General features: G+C 62.1%; 20 protein-coding genes. 18 read left to right on the top strand and 2 right to left on the bottom strand.

Translation table 11 applies throughout. From position 1 onward, the window contains the following. Nucleotides 1–69: 69 nt before the first annotated feature. From ampD to ABD847_RS10935, 6 genes are all read left to right on the top strand, one after another. On the top strand, nt 70–624 hold the full coding sequence (gene ampD / locus ABD847_RS10960; RefSeq protein WP_345012913.1) for a 1,6-anhydro-N-acetylmuramyl-L-alanine amidase AmpD: 555 nt from the start codon (nt 70–72) through the stop codon (nt 622–624). A gap of 166 nt (nt 625–790) precedes the next feature. Continuing rightward, a complete protein-coding gene (gene pdhR, locus ABD847_RS10955; protein ID WP_345012911.1) occupies nt 791–1,546 on the top strand; it encodes a pyruvate dehydrogenase complex transcriptional repressor PdhR in 756 nt (251 codons plus the stop codon). Between the two features lie 54 nt (nt 1,547–1,600). Further along, a complete protein-coding gene (gene aceE, locus ABD847_RS10950) occupies nt 1,601–4,270 on the top strand; it encodes a pyruvate dehydrogenase (acetyl-transferring), homodimeric type (RefSeq protein ID WP_345012909.1) in 2,670 nt (889 codons plus the stop codon). A 12-nt stretch (nt 4,271–4,282) separates the two neighbouring features. Then, nucleotides 4,283–6,160 carry a pyruvate dehydrogenase complex dihydrolipoyllysine-residue acetyltransferase gene (gene aceF, locus ABD847_RS10945; RefSeq protein WP_345012907.1) on the top strand — a complete coding sequence of 626 codons (1,878 nt, stop codon included), beginning with the start codon at nt 4,283–4,285 and terminating at the stop codon, nt 6,158–6,160. 119 nt (nt 6,161–6,279) lie between these two features. Continuing rightward, nucleotides 6,280–7,707, top strand: coding sequence for a dihydrolipoyl dehydrogenase (gene lpdA, locus ABD847_RS10940; protein ID WP_345012905.1), 1,428 nt, complete (start codon nt 6,280–6,282; stop codon nt 7,705–7,707). A 97-nt stretch (nt 7,708–7,804) separates the two neighbouring features. Beyond that, nucleotides 7,805–7,993 (top strand): hypothetical protein, encoded by a 189-nt coding sequence (locus tag ABD847_RS10935; protein WP_345012903.1) that lies wholly within the window; start codon nt 7,805–7,807, stop codon nt 7,991–7,993. A gap of 73 nt (nt 7,994–8,066) precedes the next feature. Here the strand turns inward: ABD847_RS10935 and ABD847_RS10930 are convergent, their stop codons facing one another. Further along, nucleotides 8,067–9,977: a methyl-accepting chemotaxis protein gene (locus tag ABD847_RS10930; protein ID WP_345012901.1), complete on the bottom strand. Its 1,911-nt coding sequence runs from the start codon at nt 9,975–9,977 to the stop codon at nt 8,067–8,069. A gap of 53 nt (nt 9,978–10,030) precedes the next feature. Here ABD847_RS10930 and ABD847_RS10925 point away from each other — a divergent pair, with 53 nt between their 5' ends. The 7 genes from ABD847_RS10925 to ABD847_RS10895 all read left to right on the top strand — a co-directional run bounded on the left by ABD847_RS10925 (nt 10,031) and on the right by ABD847_RS10895 (nt 18,970). Next, entirely contained in the window at nt 10,031–12,310 is a 2,280-nt protein-coding gene (locus tag ABD847_RS10925; protein WP_345012899.1) for a patatin-like phospholipase family protein, read from the top strand. A gap of 118 nt (nt 12,311–12,428) precedes the next feature. Continuing rightward, entirely contained in the window at nt 12,429–15,026 is a 2,598-nt protein-coding gene (gene acnB / locus ABD847_RS10920; protein ID WP_345012897.1) for a bifunctional aconitate hydratase 2/2-methylisocitrate dehydratase, read from the top strand. A 300-nt stretch (nt 15,027–15,326) separates the two neighbouring features. Continuing rightward, the gene (gene glnK, locus ABD847_RS10915) at nt 15,327–15,665 is read left to right on the top strand and encodes a P-II family nitrogen regulator (protein ID WP_345012895.1); all 339 of its coding nucleotides are present in this window, start codon (nt 15,327–15,329) and stop codon (nt 15,663–15,665) included. 21 nt (nt 15,666–15,686) lie between these two features. Continuing rightward, the gene (locus ABD847_RS10910) at nt 15,687–16,928 is read left to right on the top strand and encodes an ammonium transporter (RefSeq protein ID WP_345012893.1); all 1,242 of its coding nucleotides are present in this window, start codon (nt 15,687–15,689) and stop codon (nt 16,926–16,928) included. A gap of 103 nt (nt 16,929–17,031) precedes the next feature. Further along, entirely contained in the window at nt 17,032–17,400 is a 369-nt protein-coding gene (locus ABD847_RS10905) for a YacL family protein (protein ID WP_345012891.1), read from the top strand. Between the two features lie 177 nt (nt 17,401–17,577). Next, nucleotides 17,578–17,916, top strand: coding sequence for a P-II family nitrogen regulator (gene glnK / locus ABD847_RS10900; RefSeq protein ID WP_345012889.1), 339 nt, complete (start codon nt 17,578–17,580; stop codon nt 17,914–17,916). Nucleotides 17,917–18,058: 142 nt separating this feature from the next. Further along, entirely contained in the window at nt 18,059–18,970 is a 912-nt protein-coding gene (locus ABD847_RS10895) for a Dyp-type peroxidase (protein ID WP_345012887.1), read from the top strand. A gap of 58 nt (nt 18,971–19,028) precedes the next feature. Here ABD847_RS10895 and argR read toward each other — a convergent pair whose 3' ends face one another. Beyond that, nucleotides 19,029–19,499, bottom strand: coding sequence for a transcriptional regulator ArgR (gene argR, locus ABD847_RS10890; RefSeq protein ID WP_345012885.1), 471 nt, complete (start codon nt 19,497–19,499; stop codon nt 19,029–19,031). A 163-nt stretch (nt 19,500–19,662) separates the two neighbouring features. Between argR and ABD847_RS10885 the strand changes: the two genes are divergently transcribed. The 5 genes from ABD847_RS10885 to mdh all read left to right on the top strand — a co-directional run bounded on the left by ABD847_RS10885 (nt 19,663) and on the right by mdh (nt 23,605). Then, nucleotides 19,663–20,403 (top strand): ATP-binding cassette domain-containing protein, encoded by a 741-nt coding sequence (locus ABD847_RS10885; protein ID WP_345012883.1) that lies wholly within the window; start codon nt 19,663–19,665, stop codon nt 20,401–20,403. A gap of 18 nt (nt 20,404–20,421) precedes the next feature. Beyond that, nucleotides 20,422–21,159 (top strand): lysine/arginine/ornithine ABC transporter substrate-binding protein, encoded by a 738-nt coding sequence (locus tag ABD847_RS10880; protein WP_345012881.1) that lies wholly within the window; start codon nt 20,422–20,424, stop codon nt 21,157–21,159. Nucleotides 21,160–21,162: 3 nt separating this feature from the next. Then, nucleotides 21,163–21,813: an arginine ABC transporter permease ArtQ gene (gene artQ, locus ABD847_RS10875; protein WP_345012879.1), complete on the top strand. Its 651-nt coding sequence runs from the start codon at nt 21,163–21,165 to the stop codon at nt 21,811–21,813. A 3-nt stretch (nt 21,814–21,816) separates the two neighbouring features. Then, nucleotides 21,817–22,482, top strand: a complete 666-nt coding sequence (gene artM / locus ABD847_RS10870; protein ID WP_345012877.1) for an arginine ABC transporter permease ArtM — start codon at nt 21,817–21,819, stop codon at nt 22,480–22,482. A 181-nt stretch (nt 22,483–22,663) separates the two neighbouring features. Beyond that, nucleotides 22,664–23,605, top strand: a complete 942-nt coding sequence (mdh, locus tag ABD847_RS10865; RefSeq protein ID WP_345012875.1) for a malate dehydrogenase — start codon at nt 22,664–22,666, stop codon at nt 23,603–23,605. The last annotated feature ends 46 nt before the right edge of the window (nt 23,606–23,651 follow it).

Genomic DNA, 23,651 nt, shown 5'->3' with positions numbered 1-23,651 from the left:
CCGCCGGTTGGCCTGGCGTAGAGTGGATGCCCCATAACGTAGGCAATAGCGGGCAGCGGGGAGGACGGCATGGCATGGCAAATTGAAGCGGGATGGTTGCAGTCGGCGCCTAAACTGCCATCACCGCATTGCAATCCCAGGCCGGCTGGCGAGATCTCCTTGCTGGTGGTGCACGGCATCAGCCTGCCGCCCAATCAGTTTGGCGGCCCCTGGATTGACGATCTGTTTCTGGGGCGCCTGGAGCCGCACGCCCACCCTTACTTTGCCGAGATCGCCGGGCTGGAGGTCTCCGCTCATTGCCTGATCCGCCGCGATGGCAGCCTGACCCAATATGTCTCCTTCCTGGAGCGGGCCTGGCACGCCGGGCGCTCTTGTTTCATGGGCCGGGAGGCCTGCAACGACTTCTCCATCGGGGTCGAGCTCGAAGGCACCGACACCACTCCCTACACAGAGGCGCAATATCAGAGCCTGGCCGACCTGGCCCGTTGCCTGATGGGCGCCTATCCCCAGATCACCTGCGAGCGCATCGTCGGTCACTGCGATATCGCCCCGGGCCGCAAGACGGATCCCGGCCCTGCCTTCAATTGGTCACACCTGCGCGCCATCTTGCTAGAGCCGGCCTGAGTTCCCCCGATTCTGTGATGGTCTCAATGGCACTGCCAGTAGCCCTTGCGCACCGGTCTGCAGTCGCTTTGATTCAGATCATTTTTTCTTGGACATTTGTTAATGGTATTGATAACTTGACTCTCCAATACCACAATTGGTAATACCAATTTAACAAGTGAGTAGCATGAAGCAGCTACCCTCAGCGCCCACCAAACTCGCCGACAGCATAGTGGCGGAGCTGGAGCAGATGATAGTGGACGGCTCCCTGCAACCGGGGCAGAAGCTGTTGCCGGAGCGGGAGCTGGCGGTGCAGTTTCAGGTGTCCCGCCCTTCCTTGCGTGAGGCGATCCAGCGTCTGGAGGCCAAGGGCCTGCTCTATCGTCGCCAGGGTGGCGGTACCTATGTGCGCAGCGAGTTAAGCCAGGGCCTCGCCGATCCCCTGTTTGATCTGCTGGAGAGCCACCCCGACTCGCAACTGGATCTGCTGGAATTCCGCCATGCCCTCGAAGGCGTGGCTGCGTACTACGCCAGCCTGCGGGCCAACGAGGCGGATCTGCTGGCCATGCGTCAGGCCGTCACCGGCGTTGAACTGGCGCAGGAGGCCGGGGACTCTGCCAGCGAGGCCGTGGCGGTGGCCGACTTTTATCTCGCCATGACCGCCGCCTCACACAATGCGGTCTTGCTACATTTGGTACGGGCGATACGCCCACTGTTGGAGCGCAACATCCAACGCAATATCGACGCCGTGGCTTCCCGCCCCGGTGCAGTGATTCGGATCCGTCGCCATCGCGCCGAGCTGATGGCGGCGATCCTGGCCGGGCAACCGGAAAGGGCCAGAGATGCCTGCCATGAGCACCTGGCTTTTATCGAGGACACCTTGCTGGATATTCAGCGGGAAGAGCAGCGCCTGTCTCGTCCCCCGCGGCGGATCCATCAATAGTGCCCATGTGATCAAGCAAGCGAACTTTTGCTGTCAACGAGATAGGAAACAGCCATGTCAGAACGCCTGATAAACGATGTGGATCCCGTGGAAACCCGTGAGTGGATCGATGCCCTGGAATCTTTGCTGCGTGAGGAAGGGCCGGAACGTGCCGGTTACATCCTGGAGCAGTTGGCCGCCGAGGCCCGCAAGGCCGGTCTGGCCGTGGCCGCCGGTGGTGAGGGGGTTCTGACCGACTACCTGAACACCATTGCGGTAGACGACCAGCCGGCTTACCCGGGCAACCTGGAGCTGGAGCGCCGCATTCGCGCCATCATCCGCTGGAACGCCATCATGATAGTGCTGCGCGCGTCCAAGAAGGGGCTGGATCTGGGGGGCCACATGTCTTCCTTCTCCTCCTCCGCCACCCTGTATGAAGTCTGCTTCAACCACTTCTTCCGGGCTCGCAACGACAAGGACGGTGGCGATCTCGTTTACTTCCAGGGTCACATCTCCCCCGGCGTCTATGCCCGCGCCTTCGTGGAAGGACGTCTGACTGCCGACCAGCTGGACAACTTCCGTCAGGAAGTGGATGGTCAGGGTCTGCCCTCCTATCCGCACCCCAAGCTGCTGCCCGAGTTCTGGCAGTTCCCCACCGTCTCCATGGGTCTGGGCCCCATCGGTGCCATCTATCAGGCCCGCTTCCTCAAGTACCTCACCGATCGCGGTCTGAAGGACTGCTCCGAGCAGAAGGTCTACGCCTTCCTGGGTGACGGTGAGATGGACGAGCCTGAGTCCAAGGGTGCCATCACCATCGCCGTGCGCGAGAAGCTGGACAACCTGGTGTTCGTCATCAACTGCAACCTGCAGCGTCTGGACGGCCCTGTGGTGGGTAACGGCAAGGTGGTCAACGAGCTGGAAGGCCTGTTCAAGGGCGCCGGCTGGGATGTGGTCAAGGTACTGTGGGGCAGCAAGTGGGACGAGCTGCTGGCCAAGGACAGCTCCGGCAAGCTGATCCAGCTGATGAACGAAACCCTGGACGGCGACTACCAGACCTTCAAGTCCAAGGATGGCGCCTACGTGCGCAAGCACTTCTTCGGCAAGTATCCGGAGACCGCTGCCCTGGTGGCCGATTGGACTGACGAGCAGATCTGGGCCCTGAACCGCGGTGGTCACGATCCGCGCAAGGTGTTCGCCGCCTTCGATCGTGCCCGTCACGCCAAGGGCAAGCCCACCGTGATCCTGGCCAAGACCATCAAGGGTTATGGCATGGGCGATGCCGCCGAAGGCAAGAACATCGCTCACCAGGTCAAGAAGATGGAGCTGGACTCAGTGCGCCACTTCCGTGACCGTTTCAAGGTGCCGGTGACCGACGAACAACTCGAGAACTTGCCTTACCTGAGCCTGGAGCCCGGCAGCCCGGAACACAGCTACCTGCACGAGCGCCGCGCGGCCCTCAAGGGTTACCTGCCGAGCCGCCTGCCGCAAACCAGCGTCAAGCTGGAGATCCCGGCCCTGGGCGACTTCTCTGCCCTGCTGGAAGAGCAGAAGCGGGAAATCTCCACCACCATGGCCTTCGTCCGCGCCCTGAACGTGCTGATCAAGGACAAGTCCGTGGGTCAACGGATCGTGCCCATCATCGCCGACGAGGCCCGTACCTTCGGCATGGAAGGCATGTTCCGTCAGATCGGTATCTACAGCCCCCACGGTCAGCAGTACACCCCGCAAGACCGTGACATCGTCTCCTACTACAAGGAAGACAAGCAGGGTCAGGTGCTGCAGGAAGGGATCAACGAGCTGGGCGCCATGTCCTCTTGGCTGGCGGCGGCGACCTCTTACAGCACCAACGACTGCCCCATGATCCCCTTCTATATCTACTACTCCATGTTTGGTTTCCAACGGGTAGGGGACATGTGCTGGGCGGCCGGCGACCAACAGGCCCGCGGCTTCCTGGTGGGCGGTACCTCAGGGCGTACCACCCTGAACGGCGAAGGTCTGCAGCACGAAGATGGTCACAGCCACATCCTGGCCGGCACCATCCCCAACTGCATCAGCTACGATCCCACCTATGCCTATGAAGTGGCGGTGATAGTGCAGGACGGTATCAACCGCATGTACGGCGACAAGCCGGAAAACGTCTACTACTACCTGACCACCCTGAACGAAAACTATGCCCACCCGGCCATGCCGGAAGGCGCCGAAGAAGGTATTCGCAAGGGGATCTACAAGCTGGAAACCGTCAGCGGCGACAAGGCTCGGGTACAGCTGATGGGCTCTGGTTCCATCCTGAACTACGTGCGTCGCGCCGCCGTCATCCTGTCCGAGGAGTACGGCATCGGCTCCGACGTGTTCAGCGTCACCAGCTTCAACGAACTGGCCCGTGACGGTCAGGACGCCGACCGCTGGAACCTGCTGCATCCTACCGCCGAGCCCCGTGTGCCTTACATCGCTCAGGTGATGGGCACGGCGCCGGCCATCGCCGCCACCGACTACATGAAGTCCTACGCCGACCAGGTGCGTGCCTTCATGCCGTCCAGCAGCTACCGCGTGCTGGGTACCGATGGTTTCGGCCGCTCCGACAGCCGTGAGAACCTGCGTCGTCACTTCGAAGTGAACGAAGGTTACATCGTACTGGCTGCCCTGACCGAACTGGCTCAGGCCGGTCAGGTGGACAAACAACTGGTGGTGGATGCCATCGCCAAGTTCGGCATCGCTGCCGACAAGATCAACCCGCTGTACGCATAAGAGGATCTGAGGATGTCTATTGAGATTCATGTACCGGATATCGGTGGCGATGAGGTGGAAGTCACCGAAATCCTGGTGAAGGTCGGTGACAAGGTTGAGCTGGACCAGTCCCTGCTGACCGTGGAAGGCGACAAGGCCTCCATGGAAGTGCCAGCCCCTCAGGCCGGCGTGGTCAAGGCCATCAAGGTGGCCCTGGGTGACAAGGTATCTACCGGCTCCCTGATCATGGAATTTGAAGCAGAAGGTGCGGCGGCGGCCGCACCGGCTCCTGCTGCGGCCGCGCCTGCCCCGGTGGCGGCGCCGGTTGCCGCTGCCGCCATTCAGGCGGTGCAGGTGCCGGATATCGGCGGTGACGAGGTGGAAGTCACCGAGCTGCTGGTGAAGGTGGGCGATACCGTGTCCGCTGACGACTCCCTGCTGACCGTGGAAGGCGACAAGGCCTCCATGGAAGTGCCGGCGCCGTTTGGTGGCGTGGTGAAGTCCATCAAGGTGGCGGTGGGTGACAAGGTCTCTACCGGCTCCCTGATCATGGAGTTCGAAGTGGCGGGGGCCGCCCCTGCTGCCGCCTCGCCTGTGGCCGCACCGGCACCGGTGGCGGCTGCCCCGGCCGTGGCGGCCGCCAAGGACATCGCCGTACCGGATATCGGTGGCGATGAGGTGACCGTCACCGAGATACTGGTGAAGGTGGGGGATACCGTCAGCGAAGATCAGTCCCTGGTCACCGTGGAAGGCGACAAGGCCTCCATGGAAGTCCCCTCACCGGTTGCCGGTGTGGTGAAGTCCATCAAGGTGGCGGTGGGTGACAAGGTGGTGACGGGTTCCCCCCTGATGCAATTCGAAGTGGCCGGTGCCGCACCGGTGGCGGTTACTGCTGCCGCTCCTGCGCCGGCTGCCCCCGCACCGGCTGCCGCGCCGGCGCCTGCGGCTGCCAAGGCAGAGGACAAGGGCGAGTTCGTCGCCAACGACGCCTACGTGCATGCCTCGCCGGCGGTGCGTCGGCTGGCGCGGGAATTTGGCGTCAACCTGGCCAAGGTCAAGGGTTCCGGTCGTAAGGGGCGGATCCAGAAGGAAGACGTACAGGCTTACGTCAAGGCTGCCATTAAGCGTGCCGAGTCTGCTCCAGCAGGTGCCGCCGGTGGTGCCGGGCTGGGTGTGCTGCCCTGGCCCAAGGTGGACTATGCCAAGTTCGGTCCGGTGGAAGAGGTGGAACTCACCCGCATCCAGAAGATCTCCGGTCCCAACCTGCACCGCAACTGGGTGATGATCCCCCATGTGACCCAGTTCGACGAGGCCGATACCACAGAGCTGGAAGCCTTCCGCAAGGAGCAGAACCTGCTGGCCGAGAAGCAGAAGCTGGATGTGAAGATCACCCCGCTGGTGTTCATCCTGAAGGCCGCCGCCAAGGCGCTGGAAGCCCATCCGCGCTTCTGCAGCTCCCTGTCCGAAGACGGCAGCAAGCTCATCATGAAGCAGTACATCCACATCGGTGTGGCGGTGGATACCCCCAACGGTCTGGTGGTGCCTGTGGTGCGCGATGTGAACAAGAAGGGCATCTACGAGCTGTCCCGGGATCTGGCCGAGATCTCCAAGAAGGCCCGTGCCGGCAAGCTGACCGGTGCCGACATGCAGGGTGGCTGCTTCACCATCTCCAGCCTGGGCGGTATCGGTGGCACCAGCTTCACCCCCATCGTCAACGCACCGGAAGTGGCCATCCTGGGCGTCTCCAAGTCCGAGATGAAGCCCAAGTGGAATGGCAAGGAGTTCGAACCGCGCCTCATGTTGCCGCTGGCCCTGTCCTATGACCACCGCGTCATCGATGGCGCCGACGGGGCACGCTTCATCACCACCCTGAGTGGCGTGCTGTCCGACATCCGTCGCTTGGTACTGTAATTGTGACCGGGCAGGCATAAGCCTGCCCGAGTCCCTTACCAACAGTGTTAACGAATTGTATGCTGACCGGCATGGAAACTGGACGCCTAGGCCAGCAACAACAGGTTCAAGAGGTCATGATGAGCAATCAAATTAAGACTCAGGTGGTGGTGATTGGGGCCGGTCCGGCCGGTTACTCCGCAGCCTTCCGGGCTGCCGACCTGGGCCTCGATACCGTATTGATCGAGCGTTACTCCACCCTGGGGGGGGTCTGCCTGAACGTGGGTTGTATCCCGTCCAAGGCCCTGCTGCACGTCGCCAAGGTCATCGAAGAGGCCAAGGCCCTGGCCGAGCACGGTATCGTGTTTGGTGAACCCAAGACCGACATCGACAAGATCCGGCTGTGGAAGGAAAAGGTGGTGGGCAAGCTGACCGGCGGTCTGGCCGGCATGGCCAAGCAGCGCAAGGTCCAGGTGGTGGAAGGCGTCGCCGCCTTCACCGGCAGCCACAGCATAGAGGTGACCGGTGTGGATGGCAGCAAGACCCAGCTGACCTTCGACAACGCCATCATCGCCGCCGGTTCCCGTCCGGTGAAGCTGCCCTTCATCCCCCATGACGACCCGCGGGTTTGGGACTCTACCGATGCCCTTGAGCTGAAGACAGTGCCCGGCAAGCTGCTGGTGCTGGGCGGCGGCATCATAGGTTTGGAGATGGGCACAGTCTATTCTGCCCTGGGCGCCGAGATCGACGTGGTGGAATTTGCCGATCAACTGGTACCGGCCGCCGACAAGGACGTGGTCAAGGTTTACACCAAGCGGGTGGAGAAGCAGTTCAACCTGATGCTGGAAACCAAGGTCACCGCGGTGGAAGCCCGGGACGACGGTCTGTACGTCTCCTTTGAAGGCAAGCATGCGCCGGCTGAGCCGGTGCGCTACGACGCCGTGCTGGTGGCGGTGGGCCGGGTGCCCAACGGCAAGCTGCTGGCGGCCGAAGCCGCCGGTGTGGCGGTGAGCGAGCGCGGCTTCATCGAGGTGGATAAGCAGATGCGCACCAACGTGCCCCACATCTTCGCCATCGGCGATATCGTCGGTCAGCCCATGCTGGCTCACAAGGGGGTGCATGAAGGCCACGTGGCGGCGGAAGTCATCGCTGGCAAGAAGCACTACTTCGATCCCAAGGTGATCCCGTCCATCGCCTATACCGAGCCGGAAATCGCCTGGGTGGGTCTGACCGAGAAGGAAGCCAAGCAGAAGGGCATCGTCTTCGAGACCGCGGTGTTCCCCTGGGCCGCCTCCGGCCGCGCCATTGCCTCTGACTGTGCCGACGGTATGACCAAGCTGATCTTCGAGAAGGAGAGTGGCCGGGTCATCGGCGGTGCCATCGTCGGCACCAACGGCGGCGAGTTGCTGGGTGAAATCGGCCTGGCCATCGAGATGGGCGCGGATGCCGAAGACATCGCTCTGACCATCCACGCCCACCCGACCCTGCACGAGTCCGTGGGTCTGGCGGCCGAGGTGTTCGAAGGCTCCATCACGGATCTGCCCAACGCCAAGGCGAAGAAGCGCTGAGGGTCACCTGGCGCCAGGTTCAGCCTGGGGCCGGGTTTGTGAGATATACTTGCAAGGTCACCGTCAGGGTGACCTTGTGTTTTTGGGGAGTACAGCAATGAGACGAGGCCTCTGTTTGTGCCTGTGTTGGCTGGGCCTGGTGGCCTGTGCTTCGAACGATCCGGTGCGGATCCATCGCGCCGATGTGAAGGTGGGCGACACCCGCATATCGGTCAGCGACGGTGGCAGTGGTGGTCATCCCGGCAGCTTCTGCCCGCCAGGCCAGGCCAAGAAGGGCAATTGCTAAGGCTCGGCGCCGACCGGCAGGAATAAAAAACGCCATCCTTTGGATGGCGTTTTTGTTGCGCGCGCCGATGGCGTTAGAGACGGAATTCGCCCAGCAGGGCATCCAGCTGGCGGGCCAGCTGACGCAGATCCTGACTGGTGCGGGTCTGCTCCTCGGCGATGCCGGCACTGGCCAGGGTCAGGTTGTTGATCTCATCCACGTTACGGTTGATCTCCGCCACCACGCTGGATTGCTCCTCGGTGGCGGTGGCGACCTGGATGTTCATGTCGTTGATCTGGCTGATGTGGCCGGCGATGCGCCCCAGGGCCTGTTCCGCCCGCTGGGCCTCGCCTACCACCTGCTGGGCGCGGGCCTGGCCGCTTTGCATCACACTCACCGCCTTGCCGGACTCGCCCTGCAGGCGGTTGATCATGCCCTGTATCTCCTCGGTGGCCTCGGCGGAGCGACGGGCCAGATGCCGCACCTCGTCGGCCACCACGGCAAAGCCGCGGCCCTGCTCACCGGCCCGGGCGGCTTCGATGGCCGCGTTGAGCGCCAGCAGGTTGGTCTGCTCCGAGATGCTGCGGATCACCTCCAGTATGCTGCCGATATTCTGGGTCTGCTCCGCCAGGGTGCCGATGACCTGGGCCGCCTCGGCGATTTCGTCGGCCAGGTTGGCCATGGCCTCCCGGGTCTGCACTACCACCTGCTGCCCCTGATTGGACTCCCGGTTGGCCTCGTTGGCGGTGTCGGCCGCCAGGGCCGCATTGTTGGCGATCTCCGCGACCGTGGCGCCCATCTCGTTGATGGCGGTGGCCACCTGCAGTGTGCTGTCCTTCTGGGTCTGGCTGTTGTGATGGCTCTGCTCGGCGCGGCCGGCCACCTGCTCGGCGGCCCCGGCCAGCTCGGCAGAGGTGCCCGCCACCTGAGTCAGGGAGCCATGGATCTTGGCGATGAAGTTATTGAACCCCAGGGTGAGGCGACCCAGCTCATCCTGCCGGCTCACCGGCAGCCGCTGAGTGAGATCACCGTGGCCGGAACCCAGCTCCTCGAAGGTGCTCGCCAGGCGGGCGATGGGGCGACTGATCCCGGCCGCCAGCCAGAGGGCGAACAGGCCCATCACCACCAGGGTGACGGCCACCAGCAACAGGGTGTAGAGCTTGGCCTGGTTGAGACCGGCTAAGATCTCCGCCTCCGGTACCTGCAGCACCAGATACCAGTCCAACGCCGGCAGATAGTGGCTGGCCACCAGCATGGGCTGGCCGTCCAGCACCACCCGTTGCAAGGCAAACGGCTGACGGGCCAGCAGGGCTTGCGCCGCCTCACCATACAGGCCGCTCAGGGTGTCATGATCGATGCGGGCGGTGTCCGGGTGTAATTTCAGCAGCCCCTGGCCGTCGGTCATGAAGACGAAGCCGCTTTGCTCCAGGCGGAACTGGCTCAGGGTCTGGATCATGCTGTCCAGCGACTTGGACAGGCCGGAGGCGACCCGGCCATCCAGCTGCTTGTAGTTGACGAACAGCTTGACCTCACCCGTGCTCTCGCGAAATACGCTGAGCATCAGCGGCTCCGGACTCTGGTTGTAGGCGTAGAACCAGCCGTCCTGTTCCGGGGTCAGCAGGCGCAGGAAGCCGTTCTGGTTGTAGTAGGCGGCGGACTGCCGATCCACCACGGAGGCATCCATCAGGCCGTACTGGCTGCGCACCGCCTTGAGCTTGTCGATGATCAGGGGTTCCAGGGCCGGATCCCGCCCCTCGGCAAACCAGCGACTGATCTGGGGATCGCCGGCCAACTGCTGGGCCGCCTGGGCCAGGGTGTCGAGTTCTTTTTCCACCGCCTTGCCGATGCTTTGCAACTGGGTGGGCAGCTCCTGCTGGATCAGGCGTTGCTCCATGGCGCCGCCGATCAGGCCGATGTTCAGGCTGCCTACCGCCAGGGCTGTGATCAACACTGCCAGGCCAATGCCGGCAAGGATCTTCTGTTTGATGGTTAATCTGGTTAGCATGGCTACCTCAATGATCAGCTTACGCAGGCCCGAGTGTAGCCACTGGGGAATTCATGAAGCAAAGACTCTTTCGGTTACCTAGATACGCATACGTTTTCCTGCTGTTTTTTTTCGCGCTTTCCCTGAGCAGTCAGGCCGCCGACCTCCAGCCCCACAGGCCGAAGATCGCCCTGGTACTCAGTGGTGGCGGGGCCAAGGGGGCGGCCCACATCGGCGTGCTCAAGGTGCTGGAGAAGGAACACATTCCGGTGGACATCATCATAGGTACCAGCATGGGCTCCTATGTGGCGGGCATGTACGCCCTGGGTCTGTCGGCGGACGAGGTACAGCGGCTGACCCTGAGCCTGAACTGGAACCAGGGCTACAACGACGGGGTCGAGCGGGATCAGCTGCCCCTGCGGCGCAAGCAGCAGCAGGACAACTTCCAGCTGCAGACCGATCTGGGGGTGAGTGATGGCCAGGTGAAGCTGCCGGAAGGGCTGTTTCAGGGGCAGGGGATGGCTGTGCTGTTGCGGGAAGCCACCGGCAACCTGCCCTCCCTCAAGAGCTTTGATGAGCTGCCCATTCCCTATCGTGCCATGGCCACGGATCTGGAGACCATCACCCCTGTGGTGCTGGATCACGGCAACCTGGCGGCGGCCATGCAGGCGTCCATGTCCATTCCGGCGGCGCTCAAACCGGTGGAGATAGACGGTCGCCTGCTGGGGGATGGCGGTATCGTCAACAACATGCCGGTGGACCTGGCATTGGCCATGGGCGCGGATCACATCATAGCGGTGGATATCTCGGATCCCTTACGCAAGCGGGATCAACTGAATAGTGCGCTGGACATGGTCAGTCAGCTGGTCTCCCACCTCACCGGGCTGGGTACCCAGCAGCAGATTGCCTTGCTGCGCCCTCAGGATCTGCTGATCCGCCCCAAGGTGCTGGCCTTCAATGTGGCGGACTTCGACAAGATGGCGGACATAGTACCCCTGGGGGAGATAGCGGCCTTGTCCCAGTTGAACAAACTCAATGAGCTACGACTGTCGGATGCCGACTGGCGCGCCTATCAGCAGGAGAAGCTCAGCCGCCGTGCTCAGTACAGCCGCCAGCCCGGGGTCTATGTGGACCGGATCCAGCTCATCAATCACTCCCGGCTCAGTGACGTCGTACTCACCAACCTGTTGCAGGTGACCCCGGGCCAACTGCAGACCAATGCCGCCCTGGAGGCCGGGGTGGATCGCATCAATGCCCTGGGTACCTTCGAGCGGGTGACCTATCGCTTGGAGCAGCAGCAGGACGAGAATGTGCTGGTGGTGGAGGCCCAGGAGAAACGCTGGGGCCCCGGTTACATCGACTTCTCCTTGGGTGTGGAGGAGGACTACAGCTCCCGCTCCCAGTACAGCCTGGGGCTCTCCTACACCCTCACCAACCTTAATGATCTGGGAGCCGAGTGGCGTAACGAGCTGCAGGGGGGCAACGACAAGCGGGTGCAGACCGAGTTGTATGCGCCGCTGGATACCCATCAGCGTTTCTTTACCCGGCTGGTGGGCAGCTACCAGAACGAGACCCGGGCCTACTACCTGAGCAACCTGCCGGATTATCAGATGCTGGGGTTGAACTACATGAACCTGGAAGACACCAGCTGGCAAAGCCAACTGGAGTTGGGCTGGAATCCCGCGCCCTGGGCGCAGCTGGCCTTCGGCGGCCGGGCGACCCGTTCCCATCTGGCGTTTGAGGGCACGGATGATACCGGCCGGGTCACCAGCTGGGGTTACTATGGCCGTTGGGATCACGACACCCTGGACAATGCGTACTTTCCGCGACGTGGCTGGCAGTGGCAGGGGGAGGTCGCCTACTACCGACCCGATGGCGATGCCCCCCTGGTGGGGGATGCTGACTGGGGGCTTAGTTCCAAGCTGGACCTGACTCACCCCTGGGCCTGGGGCCGTCACAGCCTGATTGGCCGCTTTGCCTGGGGCGGCACCACGGTAGACAGCCTGAACCCCTACTTCATGCAGGATCTGGGGGGCCTGTTCAACCTCTCCGGTCTGCAGCGTTATGAACTCAATGGCCGCTACAAGTTGTTTGGCGGGCTCATCTATCATTACCGTCTGCTGGACAATGATCTGGGGGCCATGAAGCTGCCCATCTACCTGGGGGGCTCGCTGGAGCGGGGGGGCATTTGGCGGGATCGGCACGATGTGAGCTGGGGCAGTGGCCTGCTGGGTGGCAGCCTGTTTATGGCCGCCGATACCTTCCTGGGGCCCGTCTACCTGGCCTATGGCCGGGCCGAAGGGGGCGAGGACAGTGTCTATCTGTTCATCGGCAATGCCTTGAGCCACAACTGAGGCGCAATTTTAAATTTAGGGGTAAACCCGATATAGTGACGCCAGCCTGACGGGCTTTGGCCCCTATCATGGATGACGGTCTTGCGTGACCCAAGAACAAGAAGATGAGGAATCGAACGTGCTAGAGAACTACCGTAAACATGTGGCCGAACGGGCTGCCGAAGGCGTGGTCCCCTTGCCCCTGAATGCCGAACAGATGGCGGGTCTGGTTGAGCTGCTCAAGGCGCCGCCAGCCGGTGAAGAGGCCGTCTTGCTGGAGCTGCTCAGCGAACGGGTTCCCCCTGGCGTGGACGAAGCCGCCTACGTCAAGGCGGGCTTTTTGGCCGCGGTGGCCAAGGGCGAAACCCAGTCACCCATCTTGGGGGCGGAGCGCGCCACCGAGCTGCTGGGCACCATGCAGGGTGGCTACAACATCACCCCCCTCATCGATCTGCTGGATGACGCCAGCCTGGCGCCCCTGGCGGCCAAGGCCTTGTCCCATACCCTGCTGCTGTTTGATGCCTTCCACGACGTGGAGGCCAAGATGCAGGCCGGCAATGCCTATGCCCGTCAGGTGATGACCTCCTGGGCCGAGGCCGAATGGTTCCTCTCCCGTCCCAAGCTGGCGGACAAGCTGACCCTCACCGTCTTCAAGGTGCCTGGTGAAACCAACACCGACGATCTGTCGCCGGCCCAGGATGCCTGGTCTCGCCCGGACATCCCCCTGCATGCCAAGGCCATGTTGAAGAACGCCCGTCCCGGTATCGAGCCGGACCAAGAGGGCGCCGTCGGTCCCATCAAGACCATAGACGCCCTGAAGGCCAAGGGCTTCCCCCTGGTGTACGTGGGGGACGTGGTGGGCACCGGCTCCTCCCGTAAGTCCGCCACCAACTCGGTACTCTGGTTCATGGGCGACGACATTCCCCACGTGCCCAACAAGCGGGCCGGCGGTGTCTGCCTGGGCGGCAAGATAGCCCCCATCTTCTTCAACACCATGGAAGATGCCGGCGCCCTGCCCATCGAGCTGGATGTCTCCGCCCTCAACATGGGGGATGTCATCGACCTCTATCCCTATGCCGGCAAGGTGACCCGTCACGATAGCGATGAGGTGATTTCCACCTTCGCCCTGAAGACCGATGTGCTGCTGGACGAGGTGCGGGCCGGTGGCCGTATCCCCCTCATCATCGGCCGTGGTCTGACCGACAAGGCCCGGGAGGCCCTGGGCCTGGGTCACTCCGAGGTGTTTGTGCGGCCCAAGCCGGTGGCCGACAGCGGCAAGGGCTTCAGCCTGGCCCAGAAGCTGGTGGGCAAGGCCTGCGGCGTGGCGGGCGTGCGGCCCGGTACCTACTGCGAGCCCAAGATGACCACCGTCGGCTCCCAGGACACCACGGGCCCCATGACCCGGGACGAGCTCAAGGATCTGGCCTGTCTGGGCTTCTCCGCCGATCTGGTGATGCAGTCATTCTGCCACACCGCCGCCTATCCCAAGCCGGTGGATGTGACCACCCACCATACCCTGCCGGACTTCATCATGAACCGCGGCGGTGTCTCACTGCGTCCGGGTGACGGCGTGATCCACAGCTGGCTGAACCGCATGCTGCTGCCGGATACCGTCGGCACCGGCGGTGACTCCCACACCCGTTTCCCCATCGGTATCTCCTTCCCGGCCGGTTCCGGTCTGGTGGCCTTCGCTGCCGCCACCGGCGTCATGCCGCTGGACATGCCCGAATCCGTGCTGGTGCGTTTCAAGGGCCAGCTGCAACCGGGGATCACCCTGCGGGATCTGGTGCACGCCATTCCCTATCAGGCCATTCAGATGGGCCTGCTGACCGTGGAGAAGGCCGGCAAGAAGAACATCTTCTCCGGTCGTATCCTGGAGATTGAAGGCTTGCCGCAGCTGAAGGTGGAACAGGCGTTCGAGCTGGCCGATGCCAGCGCCGAACGTTCCGCCGCCGGTTGCACCATCAAGCTGGATAAGGAACCCATCATCGAATACCTCCACTCCAACATCGTCATGTTGAAGTGGATGCTGGCCGAAGGCTACGGGGATGTGCGCACCATAGAGCGCCGGATCCGCGGCATGGAGGCCTGGCTGGCCAAGCCGGAGCTGATGGAAGCCGATGCCGACGCCGAATACGCCGCCGTCATCGAGATCGATCTGGACAGCATCAAGGAGCCCATCCTGTGTGCGCCGAACGATCCCGACGATGCCCGCCTGCTGTCCAGCGTGGCCGGCGATACCATCGACGAGGTGTTCATCGGTTCCTGTATGACCAACATTGGCCACTTCCGGGCCGCCGGTAAGCTGCTCAACCAGTTCAGCGGCCAGCTGGAGACCCGGCTGTGGATCGCCCCGCCCACCAAGATGGACCGGGATCAGCTGACCGAAGAGGGCTACTACGGCATCTTCGGCCGGGTAGGGGCCCGCATCGAGATCCCCGGCTGCTCCCTGTGCATGGGCAACCAGGCGCGGGTGGCCGACGGGGCCAACGTGGTCTCCACCTCCACCCGTAACTTCCCCAACCGCTTGGGCAAGGGGGCTAACGTCTACCTGGCGTCGGCGGAGCTGGCGGCGGTGGCGGCCATCCTGGGCAAGATCCCCAGCGTGCCCGAGTACCTGCAGTATGCGGCCAAGCTGGATGCCACGGCGGCAGATACCTATCGCTATCTCAACTTCAACGAAATCGCCAGCTATGTGCAGAAGGCCGATCAGGTGATCTTCAGCCAGCCGGCCTGATCAATACGGGGCTCGACATTGAGCCTTTTCCGCCAATGAAAAAGCCTCTTCATGAGGCTTTTTTTTTTGCCTGCCGGCCAGCCCCAGCATCATTTGCACCGAGATGAGCAGCAACTGTGCGACACGCCTCAACTTGGTGCCTGTTTTTGGTGTGTTTGGACTGTGATGGCGCAGGACAAGGCGCGCCTTGTTCCTGATCAGGCGGCGATGGGGTGATCGGCATGGTACTGACGGATTGGCATGACTCTTGATTAAAACCAAACGGTGTAACTATATGACCGTCTAGCAGGAGAGTTCAGGATGAAATTGATCACCGCCATTATCAAACCGTTCAAGTTGGACGATGTGCGTCAAGCCATCTCCAGCCTGGGGGTCGAAGGATTGACCGTCTCAGAAGTGAAGGGTTTTGGCCGCCAGAAGGGTCACACCGAGCTGTATCGGGGTGCCGAATACCAGGTGGATTTTCTGCCCAAGGTGAAGCTGGAAATCGCCACCGCCGCCGAGAACGTCGAGAACGTCATCGAGGCCATCTGCAAGGCTGCCTATACCGGTAAGATCGGTGACGGCAAGATCTTCGTTTATGACCTGTCCCATGCCGTGCGGATCCGCACCGGTGAGCTGGATGCGGAAGCGCTGTAAGTTAATCAGGGAGATAGCAACATGGAAGAATTGACCACCACAGTTGGCGAGCTGCGTTTCGCCCTCGATACCTTCTACTTCCTCATCACGGGTGCGCTGGTGATGTGGATGGCTGCCGGTTTCGCCATGCTGGAAGCCGGTCTGGTGCGTGCCAAGAACACCACCGAAATTTTGACCAAGAACATTCTGCTGTATGCCATCGCTTGTACTCTGTATCTGTTCATCGGCTACAACATCATGTACGTAGACAACCCCGAAGGGGGCTGGTTGCCGACCCTGGGCACCCTGATCGGTACCCAGGCCGCCGATGCCAGCCACTCTTTGGAATCTGACTTCTTCTTCCAGGTGGTGTTTGTCGCCACTGCCATGTCCATCGTGTCCGGTGCCGTGGCCGAACGGATGAAGCTGTGGGTCTTCCTGCTGTTCTCCGTGGTGATGACAGGTGTCATCTACCCGGTGGAAGGCTTCTGGACCTGGGGTGGCGGTTTCCTGAGTGCTGCTGGCTTCTCTGACTTCGCCGGCTCCGGCATCGTCCACATGGCCGGCGCTGCTGCGGCCCTGGCCGGTGTCCTGCTGCTGGGGGCTCGTCGTGGCAAGTACGGTAAGAACGGCGAGATCTACCCGATCCCCGGTTCCAACATGCCGCTGGCAACCCTGGGGACCTTCATCCTGTGGATGGGCTGGTTCGGTTTCAACGGTGGCTCCCAGCTGATGGTATCCGATGCCGAGAACGCCATCGCCGTGGGTCAGGTGTTCCTGAACACCAACGCCGCCGCCTGTGCCGGCTGTCTGGCCGCGCTGATCGTCACCAAGCTGACCTGGGGCAAGGCCGATCTGACCATGGTACTGAACGGCGCCCTGGCCGGTCTGGTGGCCATCACCGCCGACCCGCTGCACCCGAGCCCCATGCTGTCTGTGCTGATCGGCGCCCTGGCCGGCGTGCTGGTGGTCTATGCCATCGTCGCCATCGACAAGCTGAAGGTGGATGATCCTGTGGGTGCCATCTCGGTGCACGGTGTCTGCGGCTTCTTCGGTGTCATGGCGGTGCCGTTCAGCAATGGTGATGCCTCCTTCGGCAGCCAGCTGCTGGGGGCGGCCGTGATCTTCGGCTGGGTGTTTGCTGCTTCCTTGCTGGTATGGGGTGTACTCAAAGTTACCCTGGGTCTGCGCGTATCCGAGGAAGAGGAAATCACCGGTATGGATATTCACGACTGCGGTGTGGATGCCTACCCCGAGTTCGTCAGCGTCAAGTCCTCTATCTAAGACCCAGCCTTCCGGCTGAACCAGGCCCCGCCTCTTGGCGGGGCTTTTTTGTTGGGGCGCCGGCTGGCTCGGGGTAGACTCGAGGTTTGTCAGGAGGTGTGCCATGGAATACGAATTTATCCGGGATACCCAGGGACGGCTGAAGGCCAAGGTGGCCATGGGGCAGGAGGTGTTTGGCCGCTGGTTAAGCGAGGAGCTGGGAACCGATCTGACGCGTTTGGAGGCCCTGCTGGCCGATATTGCGGCCCTGGAGTCGGGCGATAAGGAACAGGTGAGCCACTACGGCCCGGGCTTCAGCCTGCACCTGGAGAGCGAGGAGGTGGAGCTGGTGGATAACGCTCTGCGCTTCGAGTTCGACGAGGGGCTGGAGCCGGATCTGAGTTACTACGATGACGAGTCCTTAGGGGGCTGTGGTCTGGTGGACTTTGCCCAGCTGTTGCGGGCTTGGCAACAATTCGTCTTGCAGGCCTGAGCCACCGCTTTGGTGCGTCAGTTAATGCCGCTTGCTCATTATTGGTGCGATGTGACTTGGCCTGATGACGGAATGGCGGCAAACGACGCCGTTTGCCGGCCTCTGCATAGCTGGCACAGACATTGAATCTGCCAGGGGAAACACCACTCCATCTTCAAGACTTCAAGAGGCACGCCCATGAAACTGATCAGCGCTATCATCAAACCCTTCAAGCTGGACGACGTTCGTGAGGCCGTGTCGGCCCTGGGCATCGACGGCATGACTGTCTCCGAGGTCAAGGGCTTTGGCCGGCAAAAGGGGCACACCGAGCTCTACCGTGGTGCCGAATATCAGGTGGACTTCCTGCCCAAGGTGAAGCTGGAGATCGCCACTCAGGATGACAACGTGGAACCGGTTATCGAAGCCATCAGCAAGGCGGCCTACACCGGCAAGATTGGTGACGGCAAAATTTTCGTGTTCGATCTGGCCCATGTCATCCGCATCCGTACCGGTGAGGTGGACGACGAGGCGCTCTAAGCCGCCGCTATGGCATTCGCATCCTGTTATCCCGGCTTAGGCCGGGATTTTTTATCTGGGGTCAAGGCAAGCCCGCTTTGGGCTTGCATGCCCGCTGTCCCCATGGAATAACCTAGGACAACTCATTGAAAGGAGAGCCTCTATGACACCGCAAGCCGGTATTTGTGCCGAACCCAACCTGCATGGTTACTATCTGATGTTCAATGTGGCCGCCGGTCACGAGGATGAGGTGCGCCATCAGCTGGCTGGCTTCCCGGCCCTGTGTCATCAGGTGACCGCAGAGTTTACCGAGGCAGACTTCAGTGGCCTGGTGGCCATTGGCGAGGGGGCCTGGGATCGCCTGTATCCCGGCGCGCGACCGGCCGAGCTGGCGCCTTTCCCCACCCCGGGGGGCGGGGAGCGTCAGGCGGTGGCCACCCCCTTCGATCTGTTTGTCCAGCTCAGAGGCAATCGGCTGGATGTGTTGCATCTGGCGGCGCAGCGGCTGATGGCCCGGCTGGGCGGACATGTGATGCTGGCCGAGGAGGTGATGGGCTTTCGTAACCAGGATTGTCGCGATCTCACCGGCTTTGTGGACGGCACCGAGAACCCCCAGGGGGAGCACAGGGCCGAGGTGGCGCTGGTGGCGGAGGGCTCCTTCGCCGGCGGCAGCTACCTGCATGTGCAACGCTTCGTGCATAACCTGGCGGTCTGGGAGCGTGTCTCCCTCAAGGAGCAGGAAGACACCATAGGCCGTACCAAGCGGGACAACATTGAATACGCCTCGGCGGATAAGCCCCTCACTGCGCATGTCAAACGCACCAACCTCAAGGATCCTCAGGGCAAGACCAAGGAGATACTGCGGCAGTCCATGCCCTGGGCCACCCTGGAGCGCCAGGGGCTCTACTTCATCGCCTGCTGTGCGACCCCCAGCCACTTCACCGACATGTTGTGCAGCATGTACGAGGGAGACGGCCAAGGGCATTTCGACCACCTGCTGCGCTTCACCCGTGCCGAAACCGGTGCGGCCTTCTTCGCGCCGTCGGAAACCTTCCTCAGCCGTGAAGGGCTGTGAGTTCGCCAAAAGCAAAAGCCCCCGCAAGACGGGGGCTTTTTGTTGGCTGGTTGACGGACTAACCCGTCTGCTCGAACAGCTCCAGCACCGAGTCGTACAACTCGTCGATGTCGGTCTCGGCGGTGGGGGTGATGAAGATGGTGTCATCCCCGGCGATGGTGCCCAGGATCCCCTCGGCCTTGCCAAGTGAGTCCAGCATGCGGGCAATCAGCTGGGCGGCTCCCGGGCTGGTGTGGATCACCAGCAGGATACCGTTGTGATCCACATCCAGTACCAGATTCTTCAGCGGTGTGGCTATGGTGGGCACACCCAGCTCCACCGGCAGACAGTAGACCATCTCCATCTTGGCATTGCGGGTACGCACGGCGCCGAACCGGCTGAGCATGCGGGAGACCTTGGACTGGTTGATGTTCTCGTAGCCCATGTCGTGCAGGGCCGAGACGATTTCGGCCTGGGAGCCGAATCGTTCCTCGCGGAGCAGTGCCTTGAAGGCTTTGATGAGTTGTTCTTGTCGTTCGCCTGGCTTCATAACCAATTAATCTGTTGTTTTTCCAGGATCTAATTTTGCAACTCTATGCTGTTTTTTGCAAGGAGTAGCGGAATCTTCTGCATATCCATGCAAAAAAACTTGCATTGACTCAGGCCGTCACTAGAATCGGCGCAAATAACGCCAGCGGAGTGAAAAAGGGCAGATGAGCATAGAGTTGAAAGGGGTCTCCAAGTCTTGGCTCAAGCAGACCATTCTCAGTGAGATCAGCTTTCGCTGTGAGGCGGGGGAGACTCTGGTGCTGTTGGGCCCCAGCGGTGCCGGCAAGAGCTCCTTGCTGCGTCTGATGAATCTGCTGGATGTACCGGATAGCGGCGCGCTGACCATCGCGGACCAGTCGTTCCAGTTTCCCTGTGATACCCAATCCCGTGAATTCGAGCGGCGCACCCGCGCCCTGCGCACTCAGGTGGGCATGGTGTTCCAGCAATATCACCTCTGGCCACACCTGAGCGTGCTGCAAAACCTGCTGGAGGCCCCCCTGAAGGTGCTGGGCCAGAACCGTACCGAAGCCAGTGACAAGGCGCTCTATCTGTTGACTCAGCTCAAGCTGGCGGACAAGGCGCACGCCTGGCCGGCCAGCCTCTCCGGTGGTCAGCAACAGCGGGTGGCCATCGCCCGTGCCCTCATGATGGATCCGAGCGTCTTGCTGTTTGATGAGCCCACGGCGGCGCTGGATCCCGAGATCACCAAGGAAGTGGCGGATATCATCTGCAAGCTGGCCGCCACCGGTATCACTCAGGTGGTGGTGACCCACGAAGTGGAGTTTGCCCGCCGCATCGCCAGCCAGCTCATCTATCTGGAACGTGGCCAGATAGTGGAGCAGGGGCCGGCCAGTCACTTTGCCCAGCCGCAAACCCAGCGGTTTGCCGATTACCTCAACCATTGATAACCAGGAAGGTGTGACATGAAAAAATCCATTCTTGCCCTTGCAGCCCTGACCCTGCTGGCCGGCCAGGCCATGGCTCAGGAGGTGAAGTTTGCCACCGAGGCGACCTACCCCCCGTTCGAGTACATGGACAGCAACAACGAGTTCCAGGGCTTTGACATGGATCTGGCTCGTGCCGTCTGTGCCGAAGCCAAGCTGACCTGCAGCTTCCACAATCAGGCCTTCGACAGTCTGATCCCCAGTCTGAAGTTCCGTCGTTTCGATGCTGCCATCGCCGCCATGGATGTGACGCCGGAACGGGCCAAGCAGGTGGATTTCTCTGACATCTACTACGAAAACTCCGCCGTATTCGTGGTGGCCGACGGCAAGTTTGCCAAGGCAGAAGAGCTGGCCGGCAAGAATGTCGGTGTGCAAAACGGCACTTCTCACCAGACCTACCTGCAGGAGCAGCTCAAGGATCAAGGCGTGGTGGCCGTGCCCTATGCCAGCTATCAGAACGCCTTGCTGGATCTGACCAGCGGCCGGGTGGAGGCCGTGTTTGCCGACACCGCCGTGGCGGCCGAGTGGCTCAAGGAGCACCCGGGCTACCAGATGCTGGGTAAGCCGGTGACCGATGCCAAATACTTTGGTGCCGGCTTTGCCATCGCGGTGAACAAGGGCAATCAGGCGCTGCTGGACAGCCTGAACAAGGGGCTGGCTGCCATCAAGGCTAACGGCACCTATCAGCAGATCTTCGATCGTTACTTCGCCAAGTAAGCCATGATGGGACTGTTACTCGATGCGGCCCTGATGACCCTGGGGCTAGCGCTGGTCTCCCTGGTGGTGGGGCTGTTGCTGGCCCTGTTGCTGAGCGCCGCAGAACTTAGCCGTTATCGGCTGCTGCGCTGGCCCGTGGTGGGCCTGACCACCCTGATCCGGGGATTGCCGGAGATACTGGTGGTGCTGTTTGTCTATTTCGGCTCCAGCCAGCTGTTGTTCTACCTGACCGGCGACTATGTCGAGTTCAGTCCTTTTTGGTGTGGTGTGGTGGCCCTGGCCCTGCTGTTTGCCTCCTACGGTACCCAGACCCTGCGGGCCGCCCTCAATGCCGTGCCCCTGGGGCAGTGGCAGGCGGCCCGGGCCCTGGGGCTGCCGGTGCGCCATACCTTCCTGCGCATCGTGCTGCCCCAGGCTTGGCGTCATGCCATCCCGGGCCTGGGCAACCAGTGGCTGGTGCTGCTCAAAGACACCGCCCTGGTCTCCCTCATCGGGGTCAATGATTTGATGCGTCAGGCACAGATGAATTCGGCCTCCAGCTATGCCCCCTTCACTTGGTATGCCCTGGCGGCCGCCATCTATCTGTTGATCACCCTGGTGAGCGGCTGGTGGCTCAAGCGAGCTCGGCTGCATGCTCATCGCTACGGAGGTTGAGCCATGCCCTATCTGGCTGAATTATTGACCGGGCTGGCCACCACCCTGGAGCTGACGGTGGTGAGCCTGTTGCTGGGCGGTGTGCTGGCCCTGCTGCTGACCTGGGTGCTGGAGCAGAAGATCCCGGTGCTGCGCCAGCTGACGGAATGCTATCTGCTGTTGTTTACCGGCACGCCGCTGCTGGTGCAGATCTTTCTCATCTACTACGGACCGGCCCAGTTTGACTGGCTCAAGCACAGCTGGGCCTGGGAATGGCTCAAACAGCCCTGGTTCTGTGCCGTGCTGGCCCTGGGCTTCAACACCGCCGCCTACTCCACCCGCCTGTTCAAGGGCGCACTGGATGCGGTGCCCAGTGGCGAGGTGCTGGCCTGCAAGGCCCTGGGCATGACGGCCTGGCAGACGCTGTCGGTGAAGCTGCGTCAGGCCCTGCGCCGGGCCGTGCCGGGCTATTCCAACGAGGTGATCCTGGTGCTCAAGGGCAGCTCCTTGGCCAGCACCATCACCATCATGGATGTCATGGGCATCGCCCAGCGGTTGCAGGGCCAGACCTACGACACCCTGGGGGTGTTCGGCACGGCCGGCCTCATCTACCTGGTGTTCAATGGCGCCTTGACCCTGTTATTCCGCCTGCTGGAGCGGCGGGTGTTGGCCTTCCAACTGAGTAGATAGTTTTCATGCGGCACCCATTTCAAGGGGGGGGCCGCCCTGCCATTCTGTTAATAAGCCGTTAATGAAATCAGTGTCTTGTTGCTCACAAAAACGGCCCCCCTTCCTGTCTGACCCCGGCAATTTCATCTAAGGTGGACTCAGGACAACGACCCTACCAGCTAGAAAAGATATGGAGTCCACTATGAAAGTTGCCGTTCTCGGTGCTGCCGGTGGTATAGGCCAGTCACTCTCCTTGTTGTTCAAAGCCCAGTTACCCGCCCACTTCGAGATATCGTTGTACGATCTATCACCGGTCACCCCGGGGATCGCGGTGGATCTGAGCCATATCCCGACCCAGCCGAAGATCGCCGGTTTTTGTGGTGACGACCCTTCCGCCGCGCTGGAGGGGGCGGACATCGTCATGATCCCCGCCGGGGTGGCGCGCAAACCCGGCATGGATCGTTCCGATCTGTTCAACTTCAACGCCACCGTGATCCACAAGCTCATCGGCTACTGCGCCCGGGTCTGCCCGAACGCCTGCATTGGCATCATCACCAACCCGGTGAACACCACTGTGCCCATCGCCGCCGAGGTGCTGGCCAAGGCCGGGGTGTATGACAAGCGCAAGCTGTTTGGCATCACCACCCTGGATGTGATCCGCGCTGAAACCTTCGTGGCCCAGGCCCGGGGGCTGGATCCTTCCCGAGTACGGGTGCCGGTCATCGGTGGCCACAGTGGCACCACCATACTGCCCCTGCTCTCCCAGGTGGCGGGTTGCCAGTTCGACGATGAGGAGGCCAGCGTCATCACGGATCACGTGCAAAACGCCGGTACCGAGGTGGTGCATGCCAAGGCCGGGGGAGGCTCTGCCACCCTGTCCATGGCCATGGCGGGATTTCGCTTCACCCAGGCGCTGGCCCGCGCCCTGTCCGGCGAGCCGGGGGTGGTGGAGTATGCCTATGTGGAGGGCAACACCGACTATGCCCGTTTCTTCGCCCAGGGGGTTCGCTTGGGGCGTCATGGTATCGAGGAGTGGCTCGACATCGGCCCGTTGAGCCCCCTGGAGCGCCAGGAGCTGGACAGCATGCTGGCCTCGTTGCGGGGCGACATTGCCCTGGGCGAGCAGTTCGCCCGCGAGCATTGAATGGTCGCGACGGTCAGTGCTAGGAGCTGGGGGGCGTGAGCCCCCT

This window comes from Pseudaeromonas paramecii (assembly GCF_039540575.1).
Lineage (GTDB): Bacteria > Pseudomonadota > Gammaproteobacteria > Enterobacterales > Aeromonadaceae > Pseudaeromonas > Pseudaeromonas paramecii.
This window is presented reverse-complemented; position numbering and strand designations above follow the sequence as displayed.

Coding starts and splice junctions, on each gene's coding strand:
- ampD (WP_345012913.1), top strand. CDS start 70: ATGGCATGGCAAATTGAAGCGGGATGGTTGCAGTCGGCGCCTAAACTG.
- pdhR (WP_345012911.1), top strand. CDS start 791: ATGAAGCAGCTACCCTCAGCGCCCACCAAACTCGCCGACAGCATAGTG.
- aceE (WP_345012909.1), top strand. CDS start 1,601: ATGTCAGAACGCCTGATAAACGATGTGGATCCCGTGGAAACCCGTGAG.
- aceF (WP_345012907.1), top strand. CDS start 4,283: ATGTCTATTGAGATTCATGTACCGGATATCGGTGGCGATGAGGTGGAA.
- lpdA (WP_345012905.1), top strand. CDS start 6,280: ATGAGCAATCAAATTAAGACTCAGGTGGTGGTGATTGGGGCCGGTCCG.
- ABD847_RS10935 (WP_345012903.1), top strand. CDS start 7,805: ATGAGACGAGGCCTCTGTTTGTGCCTGTGTTGGCTGGGCCTGGTGGCC.
- ABD847_RS10930 (WP_345012901.1), bottom strand. CDS start 9,977: ATGCTAACCAGATTAACCATCAAACAGAAGATCCTTGCCGGCATTGGC.
- ABD847_RS10925 (WP_345012899.1), top strand. CDS start 10,031: ATGAAGCAAAGACTCTTTCGGTTACCTAGATACGCATACGTTTTCCTG.
- glnK (WP_345012895.1), top strand. CDS start 15,327: ATGAAATTGATCACCGCCATTATCAAACCGTTCAAGTTGGACGATGTG.
- ABD847_RS10910 (WP_345012893.1), top strand. CDS start 15,687: ATGGAAGAATTGACCACCACAGTTGGCGAGCTGCGTTTCGCCCTCGAT.
- ABD847_RS10905 (WP_345012891.1), top strand. CDS start 17,032: ATGGAATACGAATTTATCCGGGATACCCAGGGACGGCTGAAGGCCAAG.
- glnK (WP_345012889.1), top strand. CDS start 17,578: ATGAAACTGATCAGCGCTATCATCAAACCCTTCAAGCTGGACGACGTT.
- ABD847_RS10895 (WP_345012887.1), top strand. CDS start 18,059: ATGACACCGCAAGCCGGTATTTGTGCCGAACCCAACCTGCATGGTTAC.
- argR (WP_345012885.1), bottom strand. CDS start 19,499: ATGAAGCCAGGCGAACGACAAGAACAACTCATCAAAGCCTTCAAGGCA.
- ABD847_RS10885 (WP_345012883.1), top strand. CDS start 19,663: ATGAGCATAGAGTTGAAAGGGGTCTCCAAGTCTTGGCTCAAGCAGACC.
- ABD847_RS10880 (WP_345012881.1), top strand. CDS start 20,422: ATGAAAAAATCCATTCTTGCCCTTGCAGCCCTGACCCTGCTGGCCGGC.
- artQ (WP_345012879.1), top strand. CDS start 21,163: ATGATGGGACTGTTACTCGATGCGGCCCTGATGACCCTGGGGCTAGCG.
- artM (WP_345012877.1), top strand. CDS start 21,817: ATGCCCTATCTGGCTGAATTATTGACCGGGCTGGCCACCACCCTGGAG.
- mdh (WP_345012875.1), top strand. CDS start 22,664: ATGAAAGTTGCCGTTCTCGGTGCTGCCGGTGGTATAGGCCAGTCACTC.